The organism is Leclercia sp. 1548 (assembly GCF_050435045.1).
GTDB lineage: Bacteria > Pseudomonadota > Gammaproteobacteria > Enterobacterales > Enterobacteriaceae > Enterobacter > Enterobacter adecarboxylatus.
On record NZ_JBNDJP010000002.1, the window covers coordinates 854,678 to 878,470 of the forward strand.

Sequence of the window (23,793 nt, forward strand, 5' to 3'; positions counted from 1 at the left end):
TCACTCTTTCTCCATGTTCAGCGGGAAATGGCAGGCAAAGAGGTGGTTCCTCGGCCCGGCAAGGCGCGGGGTTTCAATGCATTTACGCTGCGCATAGGGGCAGCGTGGCCCCAGGCGGCAGCCAATCGGCAGATGCTCAAGAAGCGGGATCGCCCCCGGCAAGGTGTTGAGGCGGCTTTTATGCGGCATGGCGCTGCCAAAATCGGGGATCGCCCGGATCAGCGCCTGGGTGTAGGGGTGATGTGGCATGGTAATCAGATCTTCGCTGCCGGCGGTTTCCACGGTCTGTCCGCAGTACATCACGTCAATTTTATCTGCCCATTTGCTCAGCATCTGCAGGTCATGGCTGATCAGCAAAATAGTGGTGTTGTTGTTCTGGTTCAGCCGCGTGAGCAGGCGGAAAATTTGCGCCTGGGTGGTGGGTTCCATCGCATTGGTCGGTTCATCGGCAATCAGCAGGCGTGGCTGGTTGGCCAGCGCAATGGCGATCATCACTTTCTGACACTCGCCGTCGGTCAGCTCATACGGGAAGCTGCGCATGGCGTCTTTGTGATCCTTAATGCCCACCCGGTGCAATAGCTCGATGGTCCGGCGTTTGCGCCAGCCAAAACGCTGCCACCAGCGGCCTTTATAGGTCCAGCCGGGAATGTTCTGCATCAGCTGCTTACCAACACGTTCGGACGGATCGAGGCAGGACTGCGGCTCCTGAAAAATCATCGACACGTTGTGGCCCACCAGCTTACGCCGCTCGCGGGCGGAGAGGCGCAGCAGGTCGATATCATCAAAACGCATCCGGTCGGCGGTGACGCGCCAGTTATCTTTCGCCACGCCGCATATGGCTTTGGCAATTAAACTTTTGCCCGAGCCAGACTCGCCCACCAGTCCGCGGATCTCGCCTTCGCTCAGGGTAATGCTGACGCGGTCAACCGCTTTCACCCAGCCTTCGCTGGTTTTTATTTCAATCGTCAGATTACGAATGTCCAGTAATGGCATTATTCCACCCCCGCCACAATGGCGCGACGAATGCCGTCGCCAAGCAGGTTCACCAGTAACACACTTATCATGATCGCCGCGCCCGGCAGCATCACCGTCCACGGCGCCACGTAGATCAATTCCAGCGCGTCGCCCAGCATTGCCCCCCATTCCGGGGAGGGAAGTTGCGCGCCCAGGTCGAGAAAACCGAGCGCAGCGATATCGAGGATCGCCATCGACAGCGCGCGGGTGATCTCGGTCACCATCCCGGAGGCGATATTAGGCAGCACCGCGAACCACAGAATATTTAAGGTAGTGGCGCCATCCAGACGGGCGGCAACCACGTACTCTTTTTCCAGCTCATCGTGAACCAGGCTATAGACCGAGCGCACCATGCGCGGCAGCAGCGCCAGCCACACCGCAAACATAGCGTGGGTCAGGTGCGGGCCTGAGAACGCCACCACGATGATCGCCAGCAGCAGCGACGGAATCGACAGCAGGGTGTCGAGAATGTGGTTTGTCACTGCCGAGCGCAGGCCGTGGGTTGACCCGGCGACAATGCCCAGCACCAGCCCACACAGGGTGGCCGCCAGGGTGACCACAAACGCGCCGCCGACCGTGGGTGCTGCGCCGCTCAGCAGGCGACTTAAGACATCGCGCCCGAGATCGTCGGTACCGAGGAAGAACGAGACTTCGCCGTAACGTGACCAGGAGGGCGGTAACAGCTGATAGCCGAGGAACTGTTGGTCGATACCGTAGGGCGCAAACCAGGATCCCAGGACGCAGAGCAGCGCCAGGCCGCCGCAGCCGTACAGGCCGATCATCGCCGTGGTATCGCCATAAAAGTTACGCCACACGGTGCGCAACGCCCCGGGCGTGCGCTTTTCACTGTATACGCTATCGTAAGGCATACCATTCCTTATGTTTCAGCGGGTTAGCCATAGCGCCCAAAATATCGGATATCACGTTAACAATAATCACCAGCGCGCCAATCACCATCACACCTGCGGAGATCGCGGCGTAATCCTGCTGGCGGATGGCGTTAATCAGCCAGCGGCCCAGGCCCGGCCAGCTAAAGACCATCTCGGTGATCATCGCCAGGGTCAGCATGGTGGAAAACTGCAGGCCTAGCCGCGGGATCACCGGCGGCAGGGCATTATGTAGAACATGGCGACGTAAAATCGTCAGCCGCGACAGCCCGCGCGTAGCAGCGGCTTTGACATAGTTCTTATCAAACACCTCGATGGTGCTGATGCGCATCAGTCGGATCACCTCGGTGGTCGGCGCAACGGCCAGCGCCAGCACCGGCAGCACCATGTGGCGCACGGCGCTGATAATCATCTCATGCCGCCAGACCGAATCTGAGAGCCAGGCGTCAATAATGGCGAAACCGGTCACCGTCTTCACCTCATACAACAGGTCAAAACGCCCGGACACCGGCAGCCAGCCCAGCGTCAGTGAGAAAAAGAGCGTCAAGAGCAGCGCCAGCCAGAATACCGGTACCGAAAAGCCGAGCAGGGCGATGGCACTGATGAATTTATCCTGCCATTTGTTGCGGGTGATCCCGGCGAGCATCCCCACCGGGATGCCTACTACCAGCGCAAAACCGAACGCCAGAATGCACAGCTCCATCGTGGCGGGGAACACCTCTTTCAGCTGTTCAGCGATGGGCTGGCCGTTAATGCTGGAGACGCCAAAGTCAAAGTGCAGCACCCCTTCAAACCAGAACCACCACGCATTCCACAGGGAGGCGCCCTGTAGCGGCGCATGCGGCGTGAAATAGCTCAGACTGAAGCCGACAAAGGTCAGGAAGAAGAGAGTGATGAGCAGCAACAGCAGCCGACGTAAGGTAAAAATAATCACGGTTTTTTCACCTCTTCTTGCTTCTCACGAGAGACACCGGCAAAGGACGCGTTGCCAAACGGGCTAAGCACCAGCCCTTTAATATCGTAACGGTACGCCTGCAGACGCAGAGAGGAGGCCAGCGGCAGCACCGGCAACTCTTTGGCCAGAATCGTTTGTGCCTCATCGTAGGCATCGATGCGTGACGCCAGCTGCTGAGTTGACAGCGCTTTGCGCAGAATGTCATCAAACTCGCGGTGGCACCAGTGGGCATAGTTGGTCTGCGAATCGATCGCTGCACAGCTCAGCAGTGGCCGGAAGAAGCTGTCCGGGTCGTTACTGTCGGTTGCCCAGCCTGCCAGGGTTAAATCATGGTTCATATCCATCAGGCGCGCCTCCTGAAAACGGCCTTCCACCGGAACGATCACCACGGTGACCCCCACCTGAGCGAGATCGGCTTGCAGCAACTCAGCGGTCTTAAGCGGGCTGGGGTTCCAGGCCTGAGAACTGGTAGGGACCCACAACTGCAGGGTGAGATTATCCGCCCCCAGCGCTTTGAGTTGTTCGCGGGCTTTATCCGGGTTGTATTCGGTAATTTTAGCCTCGCTATCGTAAGCCCACGAGGCGCGGGGCAGGATTGAGGCGGCGGTTTCTGCTGTACCGTAATAGATGGACTGCATCAAACGCTGGTTATTGATCGCCAGCGCCAGAGCGTGCCGCACCGCCGGGTTATTGAGCGGTGGCTTATTGGTATTAAATGCCAGATAGGCAATGTTCATGCCCGGACGCAGGGTCAGGCGCAGACGCGGATCGTCACGCAGGATGGTCAGCTGGCTGGCGGCCGGCCAGGCCAGCACATCGCACTCACCGGTGAGCAGCTTCGATAATCGGCCCGTGCCGCCGGAACCTAAATCCACCACGACCTGTGGCATCAGCGGTTTGCCGCGCCAGAATTTGTCATGACGTTGCAGACGCACATATTGCCCGGCGCGATACTCTGCAACCTGGAACGGACCGGTGCCCACCGGCTGGCGGTCCATCAGCTCCTGTTTATCCTGCAGGGTCAGTTGGGTGGCATATTCGGCGGACATCACCGAGGCGTAATGCGTTGCAAGATGCCACAGGAAGGAGGCATCCGGGCGAGCGAGGGTAAACTCCACCGTGCGGTTGTCCAGCTTGCGCACGTTTTTCACCGTATCGGCAAATTGCAGGCTGTCGAAATAGGGGAAGCTGCCGCCGTTAACGTAGTGCCACTCATCGTCGCGGTTAAAAATGCGCTGGAAGGTGAAGACCACATCATCCGCATTGAGTTTACGGGTAGGTTTAAACCATGACGTGGACTGGAAGCTCACATCGTCGCGCAGACGGAAACGGTAGGTGGCGCCGTTGTCTAAGACTTCCCAGCTTTCGGCCAGCTCTGGCACCAGGCGGTACGTATAAGGATCTACATCCAGCAGGCGGTCGTACAGCTGTGCGGCGAGAGTATCAACAATCAGGCCGCTGCTCGCTTTTTGCGGGTTGAAGGTGTTGACCTGCCCACTGACGCAGTAGACAAAGCCGCTGTCGCGAATATCAGCGCCATCCACAGACGTGGGGGCAGCAAAAGCCTGGCTACATAACAGGCCGAGCGCAATCAGGGACGAGAAAACCAGACGCATAATTTTTAAGGTTTTTAGTGACGATCTGCAAAGTGTATCGCACTTACACCTGCTTCGTAAAAATGTCTGCGGATAAGTGCTGATATTGTCAGCGCATTTGATGCTTTTTGAGCAATGCCCTTAGCTGGTGATAGGTCAGCCCCAGCAGTTCAGCCGCGCGTTTCTGATTGTATTTTGCCTCCCGCAGACTCTGCTCCAGCAGCTGCTTCTCCTGCGTCTGCTGGAACTGGCGTAAATCCAGCGGCAGGACCGGCGACGCCGCGGAATGGGGCTTATCGGCGGGAGAGGGGGTGGAACGACTGAACGGATCGATCACAATCTCATCCAGCTCGGTTTCGCTGCTGCCATGGCGATAGACGGAACGCTCAACCACATTTTTCAGTTCACGGATGTTCCCCGGCCAGCGGTAGTCGAGCAGCGTGTCACGGGCGCGCTGACTGAAACCGGGAAACAGGGGCAGCCCCAGCTCGCGGCACATCTGAATGGCAAACTGCCCGGCCAGCAGCATGATATCGCTGCGCCGCTCGCGCAGCGGTGGCAGATTGACGACATCAAAGGCCAGCCGATCCAGCAGGTCGGCGCGAAACCGCTCCTGCTCGACCATCTCCGGCAGGTTGGCGTTGGTGGCGCAGACCAGACGAACATTGACCTGCAACGGCTGACTGCCGCCCACGCGCTCCAGCTCGCCGTATTCAATCACGCGCAGCAGTTTTTCCTGCACCAGCATCGGGGCGGTGGCCAGCTCATCGAGGAACAGCGTACCGCCATCGGCGCGCTCGAAACGTCCGGGGTGACGACGCTGCGCCCCGGTAAAGGCCCCCGCCTCATGACCGAACAGTTCGGTATCAAGCAGGTTTTCGTTCAGTGCGGCGCAGTTCAGGGAGATAAAGGGGCCGTCCCAGCGCCCGGATAAGTAATGCAGGCGGTTGGCAATCAGCTCTTTCCCGGTGCCGCGCTCCCCGATGATCAATACCGGTTTATTCAGCGGTGCCAGGCGGGAAACCTGCTCCAGGACTTCAAGAAAGCTGTTCGCTTCCCCTAATAAAGTATCTTTAAATTCAGACATGATGAAATTAACCATTTAGTGGTGTGATTCACTAAGCGAGAGTAGAGTGGAACGGGTGAAAAAGCAATCACCTCTCATAAAATCAATAAGATAAAAAACTGGCACGGGAATTGTATTAGCTATGCAGCAGGGCTTAGCCCGATAACAGAAATGTGAGGATTCAATTATGGGTATTTTTTCTCGTTTTGCCGACATCGTGAACGCCAACATCAACTCGCTGCTGGAAAAAGCGGAAGATCCACAGAAGCTGGTGCGCCTGATGATTCAGGAGATGGAAGATACGCTGGTGGAAGTACGTTCAAACTCCGCCCGTGGGCTGGCAGAGAAGAAGCAACTTTCTCGCCGCATTGAACAAGCGACTGCCCAACAAAGCGAATGGCAGGAAAAAGCCGAACTGGCGCTGCGTAAAGATAAAGACGATCTGGCCCGTTCGGCGCTGATCGAAAAACAGAAGCTGACTGACATCGTCGCGACGCTGGAGCAGGAAGTTACGCTGGTAGATGACACGCTCACCCGCATGAAAAAAGAGATTGCGGAGCTGGAGAACAAACTGAGCGAAACCCGCGCCCGCCAGCAGGCTCTGGCGCTGCGTCACCAGGCAGCCAGCTCTTCACGCGATGTGCGCCGTCAATTGGACAGCGGCAAGATCGATGAAGCCATGGCCCGTTTCGAGTCATTTGAGCGTCGTATCGATCAGATGGAAGCCGAAGCCGAAAGCCACAGCTTTGGCAAACAGAAGACGCTGGATCAGCAGTTTGCCGATCTGAAAGCGGATGATGAAATCAGCGAGCAACTGGCCGCGCTGAAGGCCAGAATGAAACAAGACAATCAATAATAATACCTGCGGCGCCAGCTGGCGCCGCCACTCATCGTAAGACAAGGAGTAGACATGAGCGCGCTTTTTCTTGCCATTCCGCTAACCATTTTTGTGCTGTTTGTATTGCCGATCTGGTTATGGCTGCATTACAGCAACCGTTCTTCCCGGGGCGAGCTGTCGCAAGGCGAACAACAGCGTCTGGCGCAACTGACCCAGGAAGCGAATAAAATGCGTGAACGTATTCAGGCGCTGGAAGCGATCCTGGATGCGGAACATCCGAACTGGAGGGATCGCTAATGGCCGGACTGAACCTGAATAAAAAATTGTGGCGTATCCCCCAGCAGGGGATGGTACGCGGCGTCTGCGCCGGCCTGGCGCACTACCTCGACGTGCCGGTAAAGCTGGTACGCGTGGTGACGGTGCTCTCCATTTTCTTTGGTCTGGCGTTTATTACCCTGGTGGCCTACATCATTTTATCTTTCGTGCTGGACCCTATGCCTGACAGCGCGATGAGCGATGAGAATGCCCCAACCAGCAGTGAACTGCTGGACGCGGTGGATGCCCAACTGTCGGCAGGCGAGCAACGCCTGCGTGAGATGGAGCGGTATGTCACCTCTGACACTTTCTCGCTGCGAAGCCGTTTTCGTCAGCTTTAACTGAGAGAACTCATATGAATCAACGCTGGCAACAGGCCGGACAGCAGGTTAAGCCGGGCCTGAAATTCGCAGGGAAGCTGGTTTTACTGACTGCACTGCGTTACGGCCCGGCAGGCGTCGCGGGCTGGGCCATTAAGTCTGTTGCGCGTAAGCCGGTAAGAATGTTACTGGCTGTGGCGCTGGAGCCCATGCTGAAGAAGCTGGCAAACCGCGTTTCCCGTCGTTACTTCTCCTGATCTCCCTATTACCTGAGCCCTTTCCTTTATATGGAGAGGGCAGGTAGCATTTCTCTGATTTCCTGCTTTCTTTGCGGCAGTTCACAATAATGCGCTGAGCTGCTTTGCGAATCCCTTTTTCTCCTTGCTTGTCCGTTGACAGATATTTTTCATGGGAGTAGATTGCCCTCCGTGGGACCGCTACCATGGAAAACAATGTGAACGCTAAAATTAAGAGTTTAATAAACTTTGTTTACGGAGAGTCTTTTTCTGAGGCGCATTTAAAGGTGCTGCTTGAGAAAATTGACAACGCTGGGTCTGTAATTACGGGAAAGAGTAAAGCAGGCTGGGATGAAAAAGATATCGTCCTGATTACTTATGCCGATCAGTTCTCTGCGCCAGGGGAGAAAGCTCTCCCGGTTTTTACCCGATTTTATAATGAGTGGCTCTCTCGCTCATTTTCTCATGTCCATCTTCTGCCTTTTTACCCCTGGTCTTCTGACGATGGTTTTTCCGTCATCGATTATCATGAAGTTGCACCTGAGACGGGTTCGTGGCGTGATGTCGCGGAATTAAAAAAGTCAGCCAGCTTGATGTTTGACTTCGTTTGCAATCATATGTCGGCGAAAAGTAAATGGTTTGAAAATTATATTAACCAGACGCCGGGGTATGAAGATTTCTTTATTTCCGTCGATCCTGAAACCGATTTGTCCGCAGTGACACGGCCCCGGGCTTTACCCCTTCTGACACCTTTCACGCTTCATGATGGCAGCGTCCGCCATCTCTGGACCACCTTCAGCGAAGATCAGATCGATCTCAATTTCGCCTCTCCTGAAGTGCTGATTGCGATGGTGGATGTGCTGCTGCATTACCTTATGGAAGGGGCTCGTTATATCCGCCTGGATGCCGTCGGCTTTATGTGGAAAATCCCTGGAACAAACTGCATTCATCTGGAACAAACGCATCGCCTTATTCAGCTTTTCCGCGCCATCACGGACAGGGTGGCTCCAGGTACGGTGCTGATTACGGAGACAAACGTTCCGCATAAAGACAACATCTCTTACTTTGGTGATGGTGAAAATGAAGCGCAGATGGTTTATCAGTTCTCTCTGCCTCCGCTTGTGCTGCACGCCGTCCATTGTCAGGATGTCCGGGCGCTCTGTCAGTGGGCGTCATCGCTGAAGCTGCCTTCCATGAAAACCACCTGGTTTAACTTCCTGGCTTCGCATGACGGCATCGGCCTTAATCCTTTACGCGGAATTTTACCGGAGTCAGAGATCCTCTCGCTGGTAGAGAAATTGCAACAAGAAGGGGCGCTGGTTAACTGGAAAAATAATCCTGATGGCACCCGAAGCCCCTATGAAATTAATGTGACCTATCTCGATGCGTTAAGTGCGAAGGAGAGTGAGGATAATGAGCGCATCGCCCGATTTATTCTTGCTCATGCTGTTCTGTTAAGTTTCCCGGGCGTGCCTGCAGTGTATATCCAAAGTATTCTGGGTTCACGTAACGATTATGACGGGGTAGAGCGGCTGGGGTATAACCGCGCCATCAACCGGAAAAAATACCGCGTCGGTGAAATAGATGCCGAACTTGAGGATAACAAGAGCCTTCGCCATAGCATTTACCATCGACTGACACAATTGATTGCGATTCGTCGGACAGAAAAAGCCTTCCATCCAGACAGTCAGACGATTTTCGAAACGTCAGGCGCGCATGTTTTCAAAATTATTCGTACTGCGGATAATGGCGAGCGCATTACTGCATTATTTAATTTCAGCAATCACCAGCAAAATATTCATTCAGATATTGAAACCGGAAGGGAGTTAATCGCCGGAGAGGATATTCGTAGTACGACTCTGTCCCTAAATCCATGGCAGGTCATGTGGATTAAAGAAAACTAAAAAGGACCTAAAAAATGAAAATGCCCAGAATTGTGCTGATATCAGCACTGGTTTCGTGCGCCCTGTTATCAGGTTGCAAGGAAGACCAACAGTCTAACGTCACCATTGAGTTTATGCACTCGTCTGTCGAACAGGAGCGACAGGCGGTTATTACAAAACTGATTGAGAAATTCGAGAAAGAGAATCCGACCATCAAGGTGAAACAGGTGCCGGTGGAAGAGGATGCCTATAACACCAAGGTGATTACGCTGGCCCGTACCGGCGCCCTGCCTGAAGTAATCGAAGTCAGCCACGATTACGCCAAAGTCATGGATAAAGAGCAGCTGCTGGATCGTGCTGCTATTAGCGAAGCCATTAATGCCGTGGGCGAAAACACCTTCTACGACGGGATCCTGCGCGTCGTTCGCACTGAAGATGGCGAAGCCTGGACGGGTGTGCCGATCAGCGCCTGGCTTTCCGGCGTCTGGTACCACAAGGACGTACTTGCGGCAGCGGGTCTTGAAGAGCCGAAAAACTGGGAACAGCTGCTGAAAACCAGCCAGATGTTGAACAATCCGGCCAGTAAACATTACGGCATTGCCCTGCCTACTGCTGAAAGCGTGATGACTGAGCAAGCGTTCTCGCAGTTTGCTCTGTCGGGTGGTGCAAACGTGTTTAATGCCAAAGGTGATGTCGAAATTAACACGCCGGAAATGGCCAAAGCGCTGGCGTTTTATAAAGAGCTGGCGGCGACCACCATGCCGGGATCGAACGATGTTATGGAGATCAAAGACGCCTTTATGAATGGCTCTGCGCCAATGGCCGTCTACTCCACCTACATCCTGCCGGCTGTCTTCAAAGACGGAAATCCCGCCAATCTGGGATTCGTCGTCCCGACTGAAACCTCCTCTGCGGTCTACGGCATGGTCACTTCGCTGACCATCACTACCGGTCAAACCGAAGAAGAAACCAAAGCGGCAGAGAAATTTGTTACCTGGATGGAACAGGCTCAAACCGCCACCGACTGGGTCATGATGTCCCCGGGCGCGGCATTGCCGGTGAACAAGCTGGTGGTCGGCACCGAAACCTGGAAAAACAACGAGGTGATCAAGGCCTTTGGGCAACTGCCTTATGAGCTGATCGCGCAGTTCCCGAATGTGCAGGTGTTTGGCGCCGTGGGAGATAAAAATTTCACCCGCATGGGCGACGTGACGGGTTCCGGCATCATCAGTTCCATGGTGCATAACGTGACGGTGGGGCAACAGGATCTCAGCGAAACGTTAAGCAATAGCCAGACGCGACTGACTGACCTGATTTCACAACGATAGGAGCGCACTGCGGAAGGGAATTATGAAGACGTTGTTTTCTGGTCGATCAGATATGCCTTTCGCCATGCTGCTGTTGGCCCCCAGCCTGATTTTGCTGGGGGGCCTTGTGGCCTGGCCGATGATTTCCAACATTGAAATCAGTTTTTTACGCTTGCCCTTAAACCCGCGAGTCAGTGCGGTGTTTGTCGGGTTCGATAACTACATCCGTATTTTGAGTGACGCGGCGTTCTGGCATTCGCTGTGGATGACCTTCTGGTATACGGCGCTGGTGGTCATAGGTAGCACCGGGTTAGGGCTGGCCGTTGCCATCTTCTTTAATCGGGAGTTTCGCCTGCGCAAAACGGCGCGTTCTCTGGTGATCCTCTCTTACGTAACACCGTCGATCTCACTGGTGTTTGCCTGGAAGTACATGTTCAACAACGGCTATGGGATTGTGAACTATCTGGGCGTGGATCTGCTGCATCTGTATGACCAGGCGCCGCTGTGGTTCGACAACCCAGGCAGCAGTTTTGTCCTGGTGGTGCTGTTCGCCATCTGGCGCTACTTCCCGTACGCGTTTATCTCGTTCCTCGCGATATTGCAGACCATTGATAAGTCGCTGTACGAAGCGGCTGAAATGGACGGCGCGAATGCATGGCAGCGTTTTCGCATCGTCACATTGCCCGCGATTATGCCGGTACTGGCCACGGTTATCACACTGCGAACCATCTGGATGTTCTACATGTTTGCGGATGTGTATCTGCTCACCACCAAGGTCGATATCCTGGGCGTCTATCTCTACAAGACCGCCTTTGCATTCAATGATCTGGGTAAAGCCGCCGCAATTTCTGTCGTGCTGTTCGTGATCATCTTCACCGTCATTTTGCTCACCAGAAAAAGGGTAAATCTCAATGGCAACAAATAAACGCGTCCTGGGCCGGATTGGTTTCTACCTGGGGCTGGCGGTATTCCTGATTATCACGCTGTTCCCGTTCTTCGTGATGCTGATGACCTCGTTCAAGAGCGCGAAAGAGGCGATATCGCTCCATCCGACCATTCTGCCGCAGGCGTGGACGCTACAGCATTATGTCGACATCTTTAATCCGCTGATCTTCCCGTTTGTGGATTACTTTCGGAACAGCATGGTGGTGTCGTTAACCTCGTCGGTCATTGCCGTTTTCCTCGGCACGCTGGGCGCTTACGCACTCTCCAAACTGCGTTTCAAAGGGCGCGCGACGATCAACGCGAGCTTTTACACCGTCTACATGTTCTCCGGGATTTTGTTGGTGGTACCGCTGTTCAAAATCATTACCGCATTAGGCATTTATGACACCGAACTGGCGCTCATCATCACCATGGTGACCCAGACCTTACCGACGGCGGTATTTATGCTGCGCAGCTATTTCGACACCATCCCGGACGAAATAGAAGAAGCCGCGATGATGGATGGCCTGAACCGCCTGCAAATCATCTTCCGCATCACCGTGCCGCTGGCGATTTCCGGGCTGGTGTCGGTCTTTGTCTACTGCTTTATGGTGGCGTGGAACGACTATCTGTTTGCCTCCATTTTCCTGTCCAGCGCCAGCAACTTCACCTTGCCTGTCGGGCTGAACACCCTCTTCAGTACGCCGGATTACATCTGGGGTCGCATGATGGCGGCATCGCTGGTGACGGCACTGCCGGTGGTCATCATGTACGCGCTGTCTGAACGTTTTATTAAAAGTGGTTTGACCGCCGGTGGCGTTAAGGGCTAAGGCGGCCGATTTTAACAAGGAGTGAATCATGAAGAAGTTAGTTGCGATCGCGCCGCGCGTGGCGGCGCTGGTGGACTATGAAGATCGTCCTGTGGCGGCACATGAAGTCAAAATTCGCGTCCGTTTCGGCGCGCCGAAACACGGCACCGAAGTGGTGGATTTTCGTGCGGCGAGTCCCTTTATCGACGAAGAGTTTAACGCGGAATGGCAGATGTTTACCCCGCGTGAAGAGGGCGCAGCCCGCGGGATCGAGTTCGGCAAGTTCCAGTTAGGCAATATGGTCGTGGGCGAAATCATTGAATGCGGCGAGGATGTGACGGAGTACCAGATCGGCGACAGCGTCTGCTGCTACGGTCCGCTGCAGGAGACGGTGATCGTCAATGCCGTAGACAACTACAAACTGCGCAAAATGCCGCAGGGCGCCTCCTGGAAAAACGCCGTTTGCTACGATCCGGCGCAGTTCGCCATGAGCGGTGTGCGCGATGCCAACGTCCGTGTGGGCGACTTTGTCGTTGTGGTCGGTCTGGGTGCCATCGGACAGATTGCCATTCAGCTGGCAAAAAAAGCCGGGGCGTCAGTCGTCATCGGTGTCGATCCTATCGAACATCGTTGTGAGATCGCACGCCGTCATGGCGCGGATCACTGTCTGAACCCAATCGGTACCGATGTTGGCCTGGAAATCAAAAAACTGACCGGTAAGCAGGGCGCGGACGTAATCATTGAGACCAGCGGTTTTGCGGATGCGTTGCAGTCTGCGCTGCGCGGACTCGCCTACGGCGGAACGATCTCTTACGTTGCGTTCGCTAAGCCGTTTGCCGCGGGTTTCAACCTCGGTCGCGAAGCGCATTTCAACAACGCAAAGATTGTCTTCTCCCGCGCCTGCAGTGAACCCAACCCGGATTACCCGCGCTGGAGCCGTAAGCGTATCGAAGAGACCTGCTGGGAATTGCTGATGAACGGCTATCTGAATTGTGAAGATCTGATCGACCCGGTCGTGACCTTCACCACCAGCCCGGAAAGCTATATGAAGTATGTCGATCAGCACCCGGAACTCAGTATCAAAATGGGCGTCACTTTTTAAGCTAAGGACAGCAAATAATGAAGATCGCAACACAAAACCAGGCCTTTTTCCCGACCAACATTATGGAGAAATTTCAGTTCATCAAAGCGATGGGTTTTGATGGCTACGAAATTGACGGCAAACTGCTGGTCGATAACCTCGATGAAGTGAAAGCCGCAATCAAAGCCACGGGTCTGCCGGTGACGACGGCCTGCGGCGGCTACGACGGCTGGATTGGTGACTTCATTGAAGAGCGTCGTCTGAACGGCTTACAGCAGATTGAACGCATTCTTGAAGCGCTCGCTGACGTGGGCGGGAAGGGCATTATCGTTCCGGCGGCCTGGGGGATGTTTACCTTCCGCCTGCCACCGATGACTTCACCGCGCAGCCTCGACGGCGATCGCAAAGCGGTAAACGCTTCCCTGCGCTGGCTGGACGAGGTGGCTGCGCGCACCGGGACCACCGTCTACCTGGAGCCGCTAAACCGCTATCAGGACCACATGATCAACACCCTGGCCGATGCCCGTCGCTACATCGAAGAGAATGCCCTGAAGCACGTGCAGATCATCGGCGATTTCTATCATATGAACATTGAAGAAGATTCGCTAACCGATGCGCTGCACCACAACCGCGATCTGCTGGGGCATGTGCATATCGCGGATAACCATCGCTATCAGCCGGGAAGCGGCAACCTGGATTTTGCCAGCCTGTTCGATCAGTTGCGTGCCGATAACTACCAGGGTTATGTGGTGTATGAGTGCCGTGTTCGTGCCGACGATCCTGCGCAGGCTTATCAGGATTCCCTCACTTATTTGCGTGAATGCTAAGGATGACGAGCGTGATGAGTGCTTCAACACCTTCGCCCCTGCGCGTCGCCATCATTGGTGCCGGGCAGGTCGCGGATAAAGTGCATGCCTCGTATTACGCCACGCGCAGCGATGTTCAGATGGTGGCTGTCATGGACAGCCGCCTGGAGCAGGCACAGGCGTTCGCGGAACATCATGCTATCCCTGCGGCATGGCAGGACGCACAAGAGATGCTACAGGCGGTTAAACCGGATGTGGTGAGCGTTTGTTCCCCCAACCGCTTTCATTTTGAACATGTCATGATGTCGCTGAATGCCGGGTGTCATGTGATGTGTGAAAAACCACCCGCCATGACGCCACAAGAGGCCGATGAAATGCGCGTCGCGGCCCGCCGGGCGGGCAAAGTGCTGGCGTATGATTTTCACCATCGTTTTGCACTCGATACGCAACTGCTGCGTGAGGCGGTGCTGAGCGGAACATTCGGTGAAATTTACTTCACCACGGCGCAGGCGCTGCGCCGCTGCGGTGTACCCGGATGGGGCGTTTTTACCAACAAATCGCTGCAGGGGGGCGGCCCCCTGATTGATATCGGTATTCATATGCTGGATGCCGCGATGTATGTGCTGGGTTTCCCGCAGGTAAAACGCGTCACGGCGCACAGCTTTCAGAAGCTGGGCACCCATAAAAACAGCGGCCAGTTCGGCGCGTGGGATCCTGCGCAATTTACCGTTGAGGATGCCCTGTTTGGCACGATCGAATTCTGCAACGGCGGCATCCTGCGTCTGGATACCTCCTTTGCCCTGAATATCCGCGAGCAGTCGATCATGAATGTCGCCTTCTGCGGTGAGAAGGCAGGTGCAACGCTGTTTCCGGCCCATATCTACCAGGATGACGCTGGTGTGTTACAGACCCTTACCCAGCGTGAAGAGGCTGACGACCAGCGGCATTTACGCAGCATGGATGCCTTTGTTCGTCACGTGCTGGGGGAGCCGGTCATGATCGCCGATGCGGAGCAGGGGCTGGTGATCCAGCAATTAGTTGCCGCACTGTATGAATCCGCCGAAAAAGGGGAAAGCGTGACGTTATGCTGAACCTGTCTGTATTAACCGATCCGGGCTTCTGCCCGCACAGCCTGAATAAATACGCGTCCATTATGGCCTGCGGTAACGGCTATATGGGCATTCGCGCCACGCATGAGGAAGATTACACCCGGCAAACCAGAGGGATGTACCTTGCTGGCCTCTACCATCGCGCGGGTCGTAACGAGACCAACGAACTGGTTAATCTCCCGGATGTTATCGGTTTTGATATCGAGCTGGATGGCAAGAACTTCAGCCTGTTATCCGGTGAGATCCTGAGCTGGCAACGCGAGCTGGCTTTTGCCAACGGCGAGCTGCGTCGCAGCGTCGTCTGGCGCTCGCCTGAAGGGAAAGACTACCGGCTGGAAAGCCGCCGTTTTGTTGCGCTGGATCCTCTGCCGTTAGTGGCAATGCAACTCGCCATCACGCCACTGGATGCCTCCGCGCAGGTGGGTTTGAAAACTGGCATCGACGCCACTCAAACCAACAGCGGCAGGCAGCATCTGGATGAGATGTCGGTGAGGGTATTTGACCAGCACTATATGCAGGGGATTTACGAAACACAGGACCATGCATCTGATGTGGTGATCTCCGCGTTCTGTCGCCTTTCAGCAGACAGCGACAGTTGCTTCACCGCCAAAAATCGCCGCGTCCAGGTTCACCATGCGCTGACGGTTCCCCGCGGGGAGACCGTCACGCTCGAGAAACTGGTGTGGGTGGCTCACCGCAGCGACAGGGCGCTCTCCGTGGAAACCTTCGCCCGTCATGCGCTGGCCGAACTTAAAGCCTGTGCCAACAGCGGTTACGCCTCTTTGCTGGCGCGTTCAGCCTGCGCCTGGGAGAAGGTCTGGCGCAATTGCCGGGTGGAGGTGGCATCCACGGAACACCAGGACCAGATGGCGCTGGATTACGCGGTCTGGCATTTGACAGCCATGACGCCTTCCCATGACGAACGATGCAGCATCGCGGCCAAAGGGTTGACCGGTGAGGGCTATAAAGGCCACGTCTTCTGGGATACCGAAATATTCCTTCTGCCTTTCCATCTGTTCAACCGTCCGCAGACAGCACGCAGTCTGCTGCGTTACCGCTGGCTGAACCTCCCGGGCGCACGCGCGAAGGCCCGTCGTAACGGCTGGCCTGGTGCGCTGTTCCCCTGGGAAAGCGCAGCAAGCGGGGAGGAAGAGACGCCAGAGTTCGCGGCGATCAATATTCGCACGGGGGTACGCCAGAAGGTGGCCTCCGCGCTGGCCGAACATCACATCGTGGCAGATATTGCCTGGGCCGTCGTCGCTTACTGGCAGGCGACGCAGGATGACGCCTTTATGCGTAATGAAGGGGTGACGCTGCTGATGGAAACCGCGTCGTTCTGGATGGGGCGGGCCACCGACGTCAAAGGGCGTCTCGAAATCCATGACGTGATTGGGCCGGATGAATACACGGAACACGTGAACAACAACGCTTATACCAACTACCTGGCCTGGCATAACGTCGCCAGCGCTTGCCGGTTTATGTCGATGTTTAACCGTGAAGATGTGCGTTTTACGGAAAAGGCCGCCGATTTTCTGACGCGCTTATGGCTACCGGAAGCCAATGCCGACGGTGTAATCCCACAGGATGATACCTTTATGGCAAAACCGGCTATCGACCTGAGCCGCTACAAAGCGCAGGCGGGGAAACAGACCATCCTGCTGGACTATTCACGCGCTGAAGTGAACGAGATGCAGATCCTTAAGCAGGCGGATGTGGTCATGCTCAACTACCTGTTGCCGGAACGCTTTACCTCACAACAGTGTGCCGCCAATCTGGCGTTTTACGAGTCGCGCACCATCCACGACTCGTCGCTCAGTAAAACCATCCACGGGATTGTCACCGCGCGTTGCGGGGATACGGAAGGGGCTTACGCCTTCTGGCGTGACGGTGTTGCTATCGATCTGGGTGACGATCCGCACAGCAGCGATGACGGTATTCATGCCGCCGCGACCGGTGCTATCTGGTCTGGCGTCGTTCAGGGATTTGCGGGTGTACAGATTGTGGACGGGGAACTGCATCTGGCGCCGAAACTTCCTGCCCACTGGCAAAAACTCATTTTCCCGTTGCGCTGGCGGAACGCAAACATGCGCTTCACCGTTGAAAATGAGGCGTTAACGGTTGAGACCTCGGCACCTGTCACCTTAACGCTATGGGGCAAAAACCTTAGCGTAACGGGGGCGCAGGCTTTTGCTTACATGGACTTTATGACATCTGTTACTGGGACCGCTACCACGGAGGGAAGCCATGATGCTTAAGGCGGTTGTATTCGATCTGGATGGCGTGATTACCGACACTGCGCACCTCCACTTTCTGGCCTGGCGTACCGTGGCGCAGGAGATTGGCATATCCATTGACGAAACCTTCAATGAAGAGCTCAAGGGAATTAGCCGCATGGACTCCTTGCAGCGGATCCTGCGCTATGGCGGGAAAGAGGGGGCGTTTAACGAACAGCAACGCCTGGCGCTGGCGGCTAAAAAGAACGCTCTCTATGTCCGGTCGTTAGCCTCGCTGACGCAGGACTCGCTGCTGCCGGGGATCCGCGAGGTGCTTGCCGGGATCCGGGCGGCGAATGTCAAAACGGGCCTCGCCTCCGTGTCTCTGAATGCCCCGGGAATATTGCAGGCGCTGGGTATAGACCATGCGTTTGATTTTTGCGCCGATGCTTCCCGCATTGCCCGTTCCAAACCGGACCCGGAGATTTTCCTTGCCGCCTGTGCGGGACTGAATGTCTCTCCACGGGAGGCCATCGGTATTGAAGATGCCGCCGCGGGTATTCAGGCAATCAACGCGGCAGGAATGTTGTCGGTGGGGATTGGGCCTGGCCTCGATGAGGCGGGAATACAACTTCATTCAACGCGGGAACTGACCTGGAAATGCCTGACAGATTTCTGGGCCTCGCGGACGGTACTGATAAGGAACTAACAATGGCTCAACTCTCCCTGAAACACATTCAGAAAATCTATGACAACCACGTTCACGTGGTGAAGGATTTCAACCTCGAAATTGAGGACAAAGAGTTTATTGTCTTCGTCGGACCTTCAGGATGCGGCAAATCGACGACGCTGCGCATGATTGCCGGGCTGGAGGAGATCAGCGCTGGCGAGCTGGTGATCGACGGCGTGTGCATGAACGATGTTCCGGCTAAATCCCGTGATATCGCCATGGTTTTCCAGAACTACGCGCTCTATCCGCATATGACGGTCTACGACAACATGGCGTTTGGCCTGAAGATGCAAAAAATCGCGCCAGCGGTGATCGAGGAGCGGGTTAACTGGGCAGCCCAGATCCTGGGCTTACGCGACTACCTCAAGCGCAAGCCTGGGGCCTTGTCCGGTGGCCAGCGGCAGCGCGTGGCGTTAGGCCGGGCGATCGTCCGGGAAGCCGGGGTGTTCCTGATGGATGAACCGCTCTCAAACCTCGACGCCAAGCTCCGTGTACAGATGCGTGCTGAAATCAGCAAATTACACCAGAAGCTTAACACCACCGTGATTTACGTCACCCACGATCAGACGGAAGCCATGACCATGGCGACCCGTATTGTGATCCTGAAGGACGGTATCATTCAGCAGGTTGGGGCGCCAAAGCAGGTGTATAACGAGCCGGCCAATATGTTCGTGGCTGGCTTTATCGGCTCCCCCGCGATGAATTTCATTCGCGGTGCGATAGACGATGGTTATTTCGTGACCGAAACATTACGTATGGCTATACCTGAGGACAAGCTTGCGGCTCTGAATACGGGAGGTTATCAGCGTAAAGCCGTGGTATTTGGCATCCGGCCGGAAGATATTGTTACCCCTCAAAGCGGACATGAAAGCATTAACGCCAAAGTCAGCGTAGCTGAACTGACCGGGGCTGAGTTTATGCTTTATGCCAGCGTCGGCGGGCATGAGCTGGTTGTCCGCGCCGGTGCGGCGAATGACTATGCGGCAGGAGATAATATCGGTATCCAGTTCGATATGAATAAGTGCCATTTCTTTGACGCTGAGACTGAAATGGCTATTCGATAATAAGCGTGTTGGCCGGAAATGCGAATTTCCGGTTTTTTTCTGTTAATAATGAGGGAATATTTTTAATGAGTACTCTACTAAAAAGTGCTGCGCTTGTTCTCTGCGCAGGGGTTAGCTACGCACAAGCAACCGAAACGGCGAAACAGTGGGAATTTAATATTGGGGCCATGTACGAAATTGAAAACGTCGAAGGCCAGGGCGAAGATAAAGATGGGTTATATGAACCATCCGTATGGTTTAATGCAACCTGGGATGCATGGACGTTCTCGCTTGCCATGTATCAGGAGGGCACGGTTGAGTATAGTAGCATGACACGCGGCAGTTATTTTGATCGTCCAGAATTCGAATTGCGCTATCGTTTTATCGGTACCGATGATTTGACGCTCGGCCTGACCGGCGGTTTTCGTAATTATGGCTACCACTTTAAAGATGAGCACGGCGCTAAAGACGGCAGCGCGAATATGCAGCGCTATAAAATCCAGCCTGACTGGGATGTAAAATTAACCGATGACTGGCGTTTTAGCGGCTGGTTAGCCATGTATCAGTTTGCTAACGATCTTGAAAAAACAGGCTATGCTGACAGCCGTGTTGAAACGGAAACCGGCTTTACCTGGACCATTAACGATATTTTCTCCGCGAAAATAAATTATTATTTAGAACGCGGATTTAATATGGATGGTTCGCGTAATAATGGTGAATTTGCTACCCAGGAGATTCGCGCCTATCTGCCTGTTTCAATGGGGCAAACCACGTTAACGCCTTATACTCGCCTGGGTCTGGACCGCTGGTCGAACTGGGACTGGCAGGACGATCCTTCCCGTGAAGGGCATGATTTTAACCGGCTGGGTCTCTTGTATGCCTATGATTTCAACAATGGTTTATCCATGACGCTGGAATATGCCTATGAGTGGCAAAACCACGATGAAGGCAAGAACGATCGTTTCCACTACGCTGGTGTTGGCGTAAATTACGCGTTCTGACAGGCTGCTTACCAGGGGCTACGGCCCCTGGTTTTAACGAACGGAGTCAGCAAATGAAAAGTGGGTTTCAACCAACACTTTATGGGAGGCGGGTTTACCTGCAATACGGTTGAACAGCAGATTGCAACTCTCTTCACCCAGTCTGCGGGTTGGGATATCAAACCCCCCGGGAGCAGGTGTCAAAATGAGAGAGAGCATGGGATCACTGTAACCCGCCACTGCAACCTGTTCCGGGAGGGCCACATTTAACGCCTCCGCTGCACGATAAAGACTGAGCAACTTCATGCTGTCGGTGGCAAATACCGCATCCGGTGGCGTAGCTGATGAAAGTAATTCCCGGGCGGCCGACAGGGCACTCTCGTGAGTATATCCCCCATCAACGATCCACGCCGGGTTAATAGCAATATGATTTTTTTCCAGGCTGGCTTTATAACCTGCCAGACGATCAATAGAAACGTGGTAATCAAGCGGCGCGTGCAGGCAGGCTATTTTGCGTCGGCCGGCCTTAATAAAGGCCTCTGTCAAGGTGGCACTGTCGTGAAAATTATCGGTATCGACAGAGTAGATATTTTGAAATTCACCCACGACTTTACCGATTACCACCACCGGTACGCCATACGCGTCCAGCGTTGAGAAAAAGGATTCATTGGCCGGAGAACTTAGCATGATGATCCCTTTAATCATCTTTTGTTTTATTTTGTTCACGCATTTCAACAGATCGTCTTCACTGCTTTTGGACGTTTGCAAAATGACGTCAAACCCTTCCTCTTCTGCTTTTGCCGTAATGGCATGAAGGACATCTGAGAAAAAAGGATTGCCTGCAGTCGTTTTCGTTGAGCGGGTCGAAATAACCATGATGGCGTCAAAGCCAGAAGAGGTGAGAGCGCGGGCAACCTTATTAGGCTGATAATTTAATTCTTCAATCGCCTTCAACACTTTTTCCCTGGCTTCAGGGGAAATATTCGTTTGCTTATTCAGTACCCGGGACACGGTTGATTTCGAAACGCCAGCAACTCGCGCAATATCATAAATGGTGGGTGACATACACCTTACTCGCTCCGATAGACGGCAATGCGGGTCATCTTACTGGAGAAAAAACGGCAATAGCAATAATTATGAATTGATAATCAACGATCTGCCCCAATTTACTGTATTCTGAAGCAAGTTATTCCATACTGTCAGGCAATGAAGGACCGAGATGAAGCGATTTAAAAGTGAACTCAATTCTCTGATCAATCGTGGGGTTGACCGTCATTTGCGCCTCGCGGTCACCGGCCTGAGCCGCAGCGGTAAAACGGCTTTTATTACGGCGATGGTCAATCAGCTCCTTAACCTGCATGCCGGGGCGCGTTTACCCTTGCTCAGCGCCGTGCGCGAAGAGCGTCTTCTTGGCGTGAAGCGTGTGCCGCAGCGTGATTTTGGCATACCCCGGTTTACTTACGATGAAGGGTTGGCCCAGCTGTATGGCTCTCCGCCCACCTGGCCAACGCCGACCCGTGGCGTGAGCGAAATCCGCCTGGCGCTGCGCTATCGTTCGAACGATTCGCTGCTGCGTCACTTTACAGAGACCTCCACCCTCTATCTGGAGATTGTCGATTATCCTGGCGAATGGCTGCTCGATCTGCCGATGCTGACGCAGGATTACCTGAGCTGGTCGCGGCAGATGACCGGTTTATTACAGGGACAACGCGCGGCCTGGTCAGCCCGCTGGCGTACCCTGTGTGAGGGACTGGATCCACTGGCACCCGCCGACGAAAACCGACTGGCGGCCATCTCGGAAGCCTGGACCGATTACCTGCATCAATGCAAGAAAGAGGGGCTGCACTTTATCCAGCCGGGCCGCTTTGTGCTGCCAGGGGATATGGCAGGCGCCCCGGCGCTGCAATTTTTCCCATGGCCGGACGTGGACGCCTTCGGTGAATCGAAGCTCGCCCAGGCGGATAAACAGACCAACGTCGGGATGCTGCGCGAGCGTTTCAACTATTACTGTGAAAAAGTGGTGAAAGGGTTCTATACCAACCATTTTTTACGCTTCGACCGCCAGATTGTGCTGGTGGATTGCCTGCAGCCGCTCAACAGCGGGCCGCAGGCCTTCAACGATATGCGCCTTGCGCTCACCCAGCTGATGCAAAGTTTCCACTATGGACAGCGCACGCTGTTCCGCCGCCTGTTCTCGCCAGTCATCGACAAGCTGCTGTTTGCCGCCACCAAGGCGGACCACGTTACGGTGGATCAGCATGCCAATATGGTCTCGCTGTTACAGCAACTGGTGCAGGATGCATGGCAAAACGCGGCGTTTGAAGGTATCAGCATGGATTGTCTGGGACTGGCCTCGGTGCAGGCTACCCAGAGCGGATTGATTGACGTCAATGGCGACAAGATCCCGGCGCTGCGCGGTCATCGTCTGAGTGATGGTGCGCCGTTAACAGTCTATCCCGGCGAGGTGCCTGCCCGGCTGCCCGGCCAGGCGTTCTGGGAAAAGCAGGGCTTCCAGTTCGAAGCCTTTCGCCCGCAGGTTATGACGGTCGATCAGCCGCTACCGCACATTCGCCTCGATGCCGCGCTGGAGTTTTTAATTGGAGATAAATTGCGATGACCGAACCCTTAAAACCGCGTATGGATTTTAGCGGTACGCTGGAGCAGGAACAGCAGGAGGCCTTCAAGGCCGCCCAAACCTTCAATACGACCCAGGCAGAACAGTTTTCCCCGGTCGTTTCCGATATGCTCCCCGCCGAAGAGGGGCAAGCTGAAGCCGTGGTCGAAGCGGCGCTACGTCCTAAACGCAGCCTGTGGCGCAGAATGGTGAGCGCCGGGTTGGTAGTTGCCGGTGTCACGGTTGTCGGGCAGGGCGTGCAGTGGGCGATGAATGCCTGGCAAACCCAGGATTGGGTGGCGCTGGGCGGTTGTGCGGCCGGGGCATTGATCGTCGGGGCAGGCGTAGGCTCCATCGCCACCGAGTGGCGCCGCTTATGGCGACTGCGCCAGCGCGCACACGAACGTGATGAAGCCCGTGATTTGATGCAGAGCCACGGCACCGGCCACGGACGGGTGTTTTGCGAAAAACTGGCGAAGCAGGCCGGGCTGGATCAGTCTCATCCGGCACTGCAACGCTGGTATGCCGCTATTCATGAAACGCAGAATGACCGGGAAGTGGTCTCGCTGTATGCCCATCTGGTCCAGCCGGTGCTGGACAGCCAGGCGCGGCGGGAGATTAGCCGCTCGGCGGCTGAGTCGACCCTGATGATTGCCGTCAGCCCGTTGGCGCTGGTGGACATGGCCTTTATCGCCTGGCGCAACCTGCGTCTCATCAATCGTATCGCCGCCCTGTACGGCATTGAGTTGGGCTATTACAGCCGTCTGCGTCTGTTTCGCCTCGTGCTGCTGAATATGGCCTTTGCCGGAGCCAGTGAGGTGGTACGTGAAGTAGGCATGGACTGGATGTCGCAGGATCTGGCCGCACGTCTCTCGGCCCGCGCTGCCCAGGGAATTGGCGCCGGATTGCTGACTGCAAGACTTGGGATCAAAGCGATGGAGTTGTGCCGTCCTCTGCCGTGGACAGCGGAGGATAAACCACGCCTGGGCGATTTCCGCCGGGAATTGATTGGTCAGCTGAAAGAAACCCTCAACAAAAAACCGCAGTAGTTACATCTTCTCGCACAAT

The 23,793-nt window shown here is 55.1% G+C and carries 23 protein-coding genes; 17 read left to right on the forward strand and 6 right to left on the reverse strand.

Going from position 1 to position 23,793, the window contains the following annotated elements; genetic code table 11:
• The 5 genes from sapD to pspF form a co-directional block, all read right to left on the reverse strand.
• Complete coding sequence (gene sapD, locus ABIE02_RS09375) at positions 1 to 993, reverse strand: putrescine export ABC transporter ATP-binding protein SapD (RefSeq protein WP_032611144.1); 993 nt, start codon at positions 991 to 993, stop codon at positions 1 to 3.
• Positions 993 to 1,883 (reverse strand): putrescine export ABC transporter permease SapC, encoded by an 891-nt coding sequence (gene sapC / locus ABIE02_RS09380; RefSeq protein ID WP_032611143.1) that lies wholly within the window; start codon positions 1,881 to 1,883, stop codon positions 993 to 995. The genes sapD and sapC overlap by 1 nt, the downstream gene beginning before the upstream one ends.
• On the reverse strand, positions 1,870 to 2,835 hold the full coding sequence (sapB, locus tag ABIE02_RS09385) for a putrescine export ABC transporter permease SapB (RefSeq protein WP_032611142.1): 966 nt from the start codon (positions 2,833 to 2,835) through the stop codon (positions 1,870 to 1,872). Before sapB ends, sapC begins: the two co-directional genes overlap by 14 nt.
• On the reverse strand, positions 2,832 to 4,472 hold the full coding sequence (gene sapA / locus ABIE02_RS09390) for an ABC transporter substrate-binding protein SapA (protein ID WP_032611141.1): 1,641 nt from the start codon (positions 4,470 to 4,472) through the stop codon (positions 2,832 to 2,834). Before sapA ends, sapB begins: the two co-directional genes overlap by 4 nt.
• Before the next feature lie 88 nt (positions 4,473 to 4,560).
• On the reverse strand, positions 4,561 to 5,553 hold the full coding sequence (gene pspF, locus ABIE02_RS09395; protein WP_164540546.1) for a phage shock protein operon transcriptional activator: 993 nt from the start codon (positions 5,551 to 5,553) through the stop codon (positions 4,561 to 4,563).
• A 151-nt stretch (positions 5,554 to 5,704) separates the two neighbouring features.
• Between pspF and pspA the strand changes: the two genes are divergently transcribed.
• From pspA to ABIE02_RS09470, 15 genes are all read left to right on the forward strand, one after another.
• Positions 5,705 to 6,373, forward strand: a complete 669-nt coding sequence (gene pspA / locus ABIE02_RS09400; RefSeq protein ID WP_336994528.1) for a phage shock protein PspA — start codon at positions 5,705 to 5,707, stop codon at positions 6,371 to 6,373.
• A 54-nt stretch (positions 6,374 to 6,427) separates the two neighbouring features.
• Positions 6,428 to 6,652 carry an envelope stress response membrane protein PspB gene (pspB, locus tag ABIE02_RS09405; protein WP_032611139.1) on the forward strand — a complete coding sequence of 75 codons (225 nt, stop codon included), beginning with the start codon at positions 6,428 to 6,430 and terminating at the stop codon, positions 6,650 to 6,652.
• A complete protein-coding gene (gene pspC / locus ABIE02_RS09410) occupies positions 6,652 to 7,011 on the forward strand; it encodes an envelope stress response membrane protein PspC (RefSeq protein WP_059307726.1) in 360 nt (119 codons plus the stop codon). The genes pspB and pspC overlap by 1 nt, the downstream gene beginning before the upstream one ends.
• 14 nt (positions 7,012 to 7,025) lie before the next feature.
• Positions 7,026 to 7,247: a phage shock protein PspD gene (gene pspD, locus ABIE02_RS09415; protein WP_032611137.1), complete on the forward strand. Its 222-nt coding sequence runs from the start codon at positions 7,026 to 7,028 to the stop codon at positions 7,245 to 7,247.
• Positions 7,248 to 7,432: 185 nt separating this feature from the next.
• Entirely contained in the window at positions 7,433 to 9,130 is a 1,698-nt protein-coding gene (locus ABIE02_RS09420; protein WP_336994529.1) for a sugar phosphorylase, read from the forward strand.
• A gap of 14 nt (positions 9,131 to 9,144) precedes the next feature.
• Positions 9,145 to 10,437 carry an ABC transporter substrate-binding protein gene (locus tag ABIE02_RS09425; RefSeq protein WP_336994530.1) on the forward strand — a complete coding sequence of 431 codons (1,293 nt, stop codon included), beginning with the start codon at positions 9,145 to 9,147 and terminating at the stop codon, positions 10,435 to 10,437.
• A 22-nt stretch (positions 10,438 to 10,459) separates the two neighbouring features.
• Positions 10,460 to 11,341: a carbohydrate ABC transporter permease gene (locus ABIE02_RS09430; RefSeq protein ID WP_032611134.1), complete on the forward strand. Its 882-nt coding sequence runs from the start codon at positions 10,460 to 10,462 to the stop codon at positions 11,339 to 11,341.
• Complete coding sequence (locus ABIE02_RS09435) at positions 11,328 to 12,170, forward strand: carbohydrate ABC transporter permease (protein ID WP_032611132.1); 843 nt, start codon at positions 11,328 to 11,330, stop codon at positions 12,168 to 12,170. Before ABIE02_RS09430 ends, ABIE02_RS09435 begins: the two co-directional genes overlap by 14 nt.
• 28 nt (positions 12,171 to 12,198) lie before the next feature.
• Positions 12,199 to 13,251 carry a zinc-dependent alcohol dehydrogenase gene (locus ABIE02_RS09440; RefSeq protein WP_270735400.1) on the forward strand — a complete coding sequence of 351 codons (1,053 nt, stop codon included), beginning with the start codon at positions 12,199 to 12,201 and terminating at the stop codon, positions 13,249 to 13,251.
• A 17-nt stretch (positions 13,252 to 13,268) separates the two neighbouring features.
• The gene (locus tag ABIE02_RS09445; protein ID WP_336994531.1) at positions 13,269 to 14,057 is read left to right on the forward strand and encodes a sugar phosphate isomerase/epimerase family protein; all 789 of its coding nucleotides are present in this window, start codon (positions 13,269 to 13,271) and stop codon (positions 14,055 to 14,057) included.
• 11 nt (positions 14,058 to 14,068) lie between these two features.
• Positions 14,069 to 15,127, forward strand: coding sequence for a Gfo/Idh/MocA family protein (locus tag ABIE02_RS09450; RefSeq protein WP_336994532.1), 1,059 nt, complete (start codon positions 14,069 to 14,071; stop codon positions 15,125 to 15,127).
• Positions 15,121 to 17,400: a glycoside hydrolase family 65 protein gene (locus ABIE02_RS09455; RefSeq protein WP_336994533.1), complete on the forward strand. Its 2,280-nt coding sequence runs from the start codon at positions 15,121 to 15,123 to the stop codon at positions 17,398 to 17,400. The genes ABIE02_RS09450 and ABIE02_RS09455 overlap by 7 nt, the downstream gene beginning before the upstream one ends.
• Entirely contained in the window at positions 17,390 to 18,067 is a 678-nt protein-coding gene (pgmB, locus tag ABIE02_RS09460; RefSeq protein WP_191152565.1) for a beta-phosphoglucomutase, read from the forward strand. The genes ABIE02_RS09455 and pgmB overlap by 11 nt, the downstream gene beginning before the upstream one ends.
• Positions 18,068 to 18,069: 2 nt before the next feature.
• Complete coding sequence (locus tag ABIE02_RS09465; RefSeq protein WP_059307732.1) at positions 18,070 to 19,152, forward strand: ABC transporter ATP-binding protein; 1,083 nt, start codon at positions 18,070 to 18,072, stop codon at positions 19,150 to 19,152.
• A 65-nt stretch (positions 19,153 to 19,217) separates the two neighbouring features.
• Positions 19,218 to 20,132 carry an OmpG family monomeric porin gene (locus ABIE02_RS09470; RefSeq protein WP_155166878.1) on the forward strand — a complete coding sequence of 305 codons (915 nt, stop codon included), beginning with the start codon at positions 19,218 to 19,220 and terminating at the stop codon, positions 20,130 to 20,132.
• A gap of 33 nt (positions 20,133 to 20,165) precedes the next feature.
• On the opposite strand, the gene ABIE02_RS09475 is transcribed toward ABIE02_RS09470, so the two are convergent.
• Positions 20,166 to 21,176 (reverse strand): LacI family DNA-binding transcriptional regulator, encoded by a 1,011-nt coding sequence (locus tag ABIE02_RS09475; protein ID WP_117385517.1) that lies wholly within the window; start codon positions 21,174 to 21,176, stop codon positions 20,166 to 20,168.
• Between the two features lie 154 nt (positions 21,177 to 21,330).
• On the opposite strand from ABIE02_RS09475, the gene ABIE02_RS09480 reads away from it, so the two are divergent.
• Together ABIE02_RS09480 and ABIE02_RS09485 are read left to right on the forward strand one after the other, a co-directional pair.
• Positions 21,331 to 22,728 carry a YcjX family protein gene (locus ABIE02_RS09480; RefSeq protein WP_130588727.1) on the forward strand — a complete coding sequence of 466 codons (1,398 nt, stop codon included), beginning with the start codon at positions 21,331 to 21,333 and terminating at the stop codon, positions 22,726 to 22,728.
• Positions 22,725 to 23,774: a YcjF family protein gene (locus ABIE02_RS09485; RefSeq protein ID WP_059307736.1), complete on the forward strand. Its 1,050-nt coding sequence runs from the start codon at positions 22,725 to 22,727 to the stop codon at positions 23,772 to 23,774. Before ABIE02_RS09480 ends, ABIE02_RS09485 begins: the two co-directional genes overlap by 4 nt.
• Positions 23,775 to 23,793: the final 19 nt, after the last annotated feature.

Excerpts from the sequence above, each read along its gene's own strand:
- sapD (WP_032611144.1), bottom strand. The coding sequence starts at position 993 with ATGCCATTACTGGACATTCGTAATCTGACGATTGAAATAAAAACCAGC.
- sapC (WP_032611143.1), bottom strand. The coding sequence starts at position 1,883 with ATGCCTTACGATAGCGTATACAGTGAAAAGCGCACGCCCGGGGCGTTG.
- sapA (WP_032611141.1), bottom strand. The coding sequence starts at position 4,472 with ATGCGTCTGGTTTTCTCGTCCCTGATTGCGCTCGGCCTGTTATGTAGC.
- pspF (WP_164540546.1), bottom strand. The coding sequence starts at position 5,553 with ATGGTTAATTTCATCATGTCTGAATTTAAAGATACTTTATTAGGGGAA.
- pspA (WP_336994528.1), top strand. The coding sequence starts at position 5,705 with ATGGGTATTTTTTCTCGTTTTGCCGACATCGTGAACGCCAACATCAAC.
- pspB (WP_032611139.1), top strand. The coding sequence starts at position 6,428 with ATGAGCGCGCTTTTTCTTGCCATTCCGCTAACCATTTTTGTGCTGTTT.
- pspC (WP_059307726.1), top strand. The coding sequence starts at position 6,652 with ATGGCCGGACTGAACCTGAATAAAAAATTGTGGCGTATCCCCCAGCAG.
- pspD (WP_032611137.1), top strand. The coding sequence starts at position 7,026 with ATGAATCAACGCTGGCAACAGGCCGGACAGCAGGTTAAGCCGGGCCTG.
- ABIE02_RS09420 (WP_336994529.1), top strand. The coding sequence starts at position 7,433 with ATGGAAAACAATGTGAACGCTAAAATTAAGAGTTTAATAAACTTTGTT.
- ABIE02_RS09425 (WP_336994530.1), top strand. The coding sequence starts at position 9,145 with ATGAAAATGCCCAGAATTGTGCTGATATCAGCACTGGTTTCGTGCGCC.
- ABIE02_RS09430 (WP_032611134.1), top strand. The coding sequence starts at position 10,460 with ATGAAGACGTTGTTTTCTGGTCGATCAGATATGCCTTTCGCCATGCTG.
- ABIE02_RS09435 (WP_032611132.1), top strand. The coding sequence starts at position 11,328 with ATGGCAACAAATAAACGCGTCCTGGGCCGGATTGGTTTCTACCTGGGG.
- ABIE02_RS09440 (WP_270735400.1), top strand. The coding sequence starts at position 12,199 with ATGAAGAAGTTAGTTGCGATCGCGCCGCGCGTGGCGGCGCTGGTGGAC.
- ABIE02_RS09445 (WP_336994531.1), top strand. The coding sequence starts at position 13,269 with ATGAAGATCGCAACACAAAACCAGGCCTTTTTCCCGACCAACATTATG.
- ABIE02_RS09455 (WP_336994533.1), top strand. The coding sequence starts at position 15,121 with ATGCTGAACCTGTCTGTATTAACCGATCCGGGCTTCTGCCCGCACAGC.
- pgmB (WP_191152565.1), top strand. The coding sequence starts at position 17,390 with ATGATGCTTAAGGCGGTTGTATTCGATCTGGATGGCGTGATTACCGAC.
- ABIE02_RS09465 (WP_059307732.1), top strand. The coding sequence starts at position 18,070 with ATGGCTCAACTCTCCCTGAAACACATTCAGAAAATCTATGACAACCAC.
- ABIE02_RS09470 (WP_155166878.1), top strand. The coding sequence starts at position 19,218 with ATGAGTACTCTACTAAAAAGTGCTGCGCTTGTTCTCTGCGCAGGGGTT.
- ABIE02_RS09475 (WP_117385517.1), bottom strand. The coding sequence starts at position 21,176 with ATGTCACCCACCATTTATGATATTGCGCGAGTTGCTGGCGTTTCGAAA.
- ABIE02_RS09480 (WP_130588727.1), top strand. The coding sequence starts at position 21,331 with ATGAAGCGATTTAAAAGTGAACTCAATTCTCTGATCAATCGTGGGGTT.
- ABIE02_RS09485 (WP_059307736.1), top strand. The coding sequence starts at position 22,725 with ATGACCGAACCCTTAAAACCGCGTATGGATTTTAGCGGTACGCTGGAG.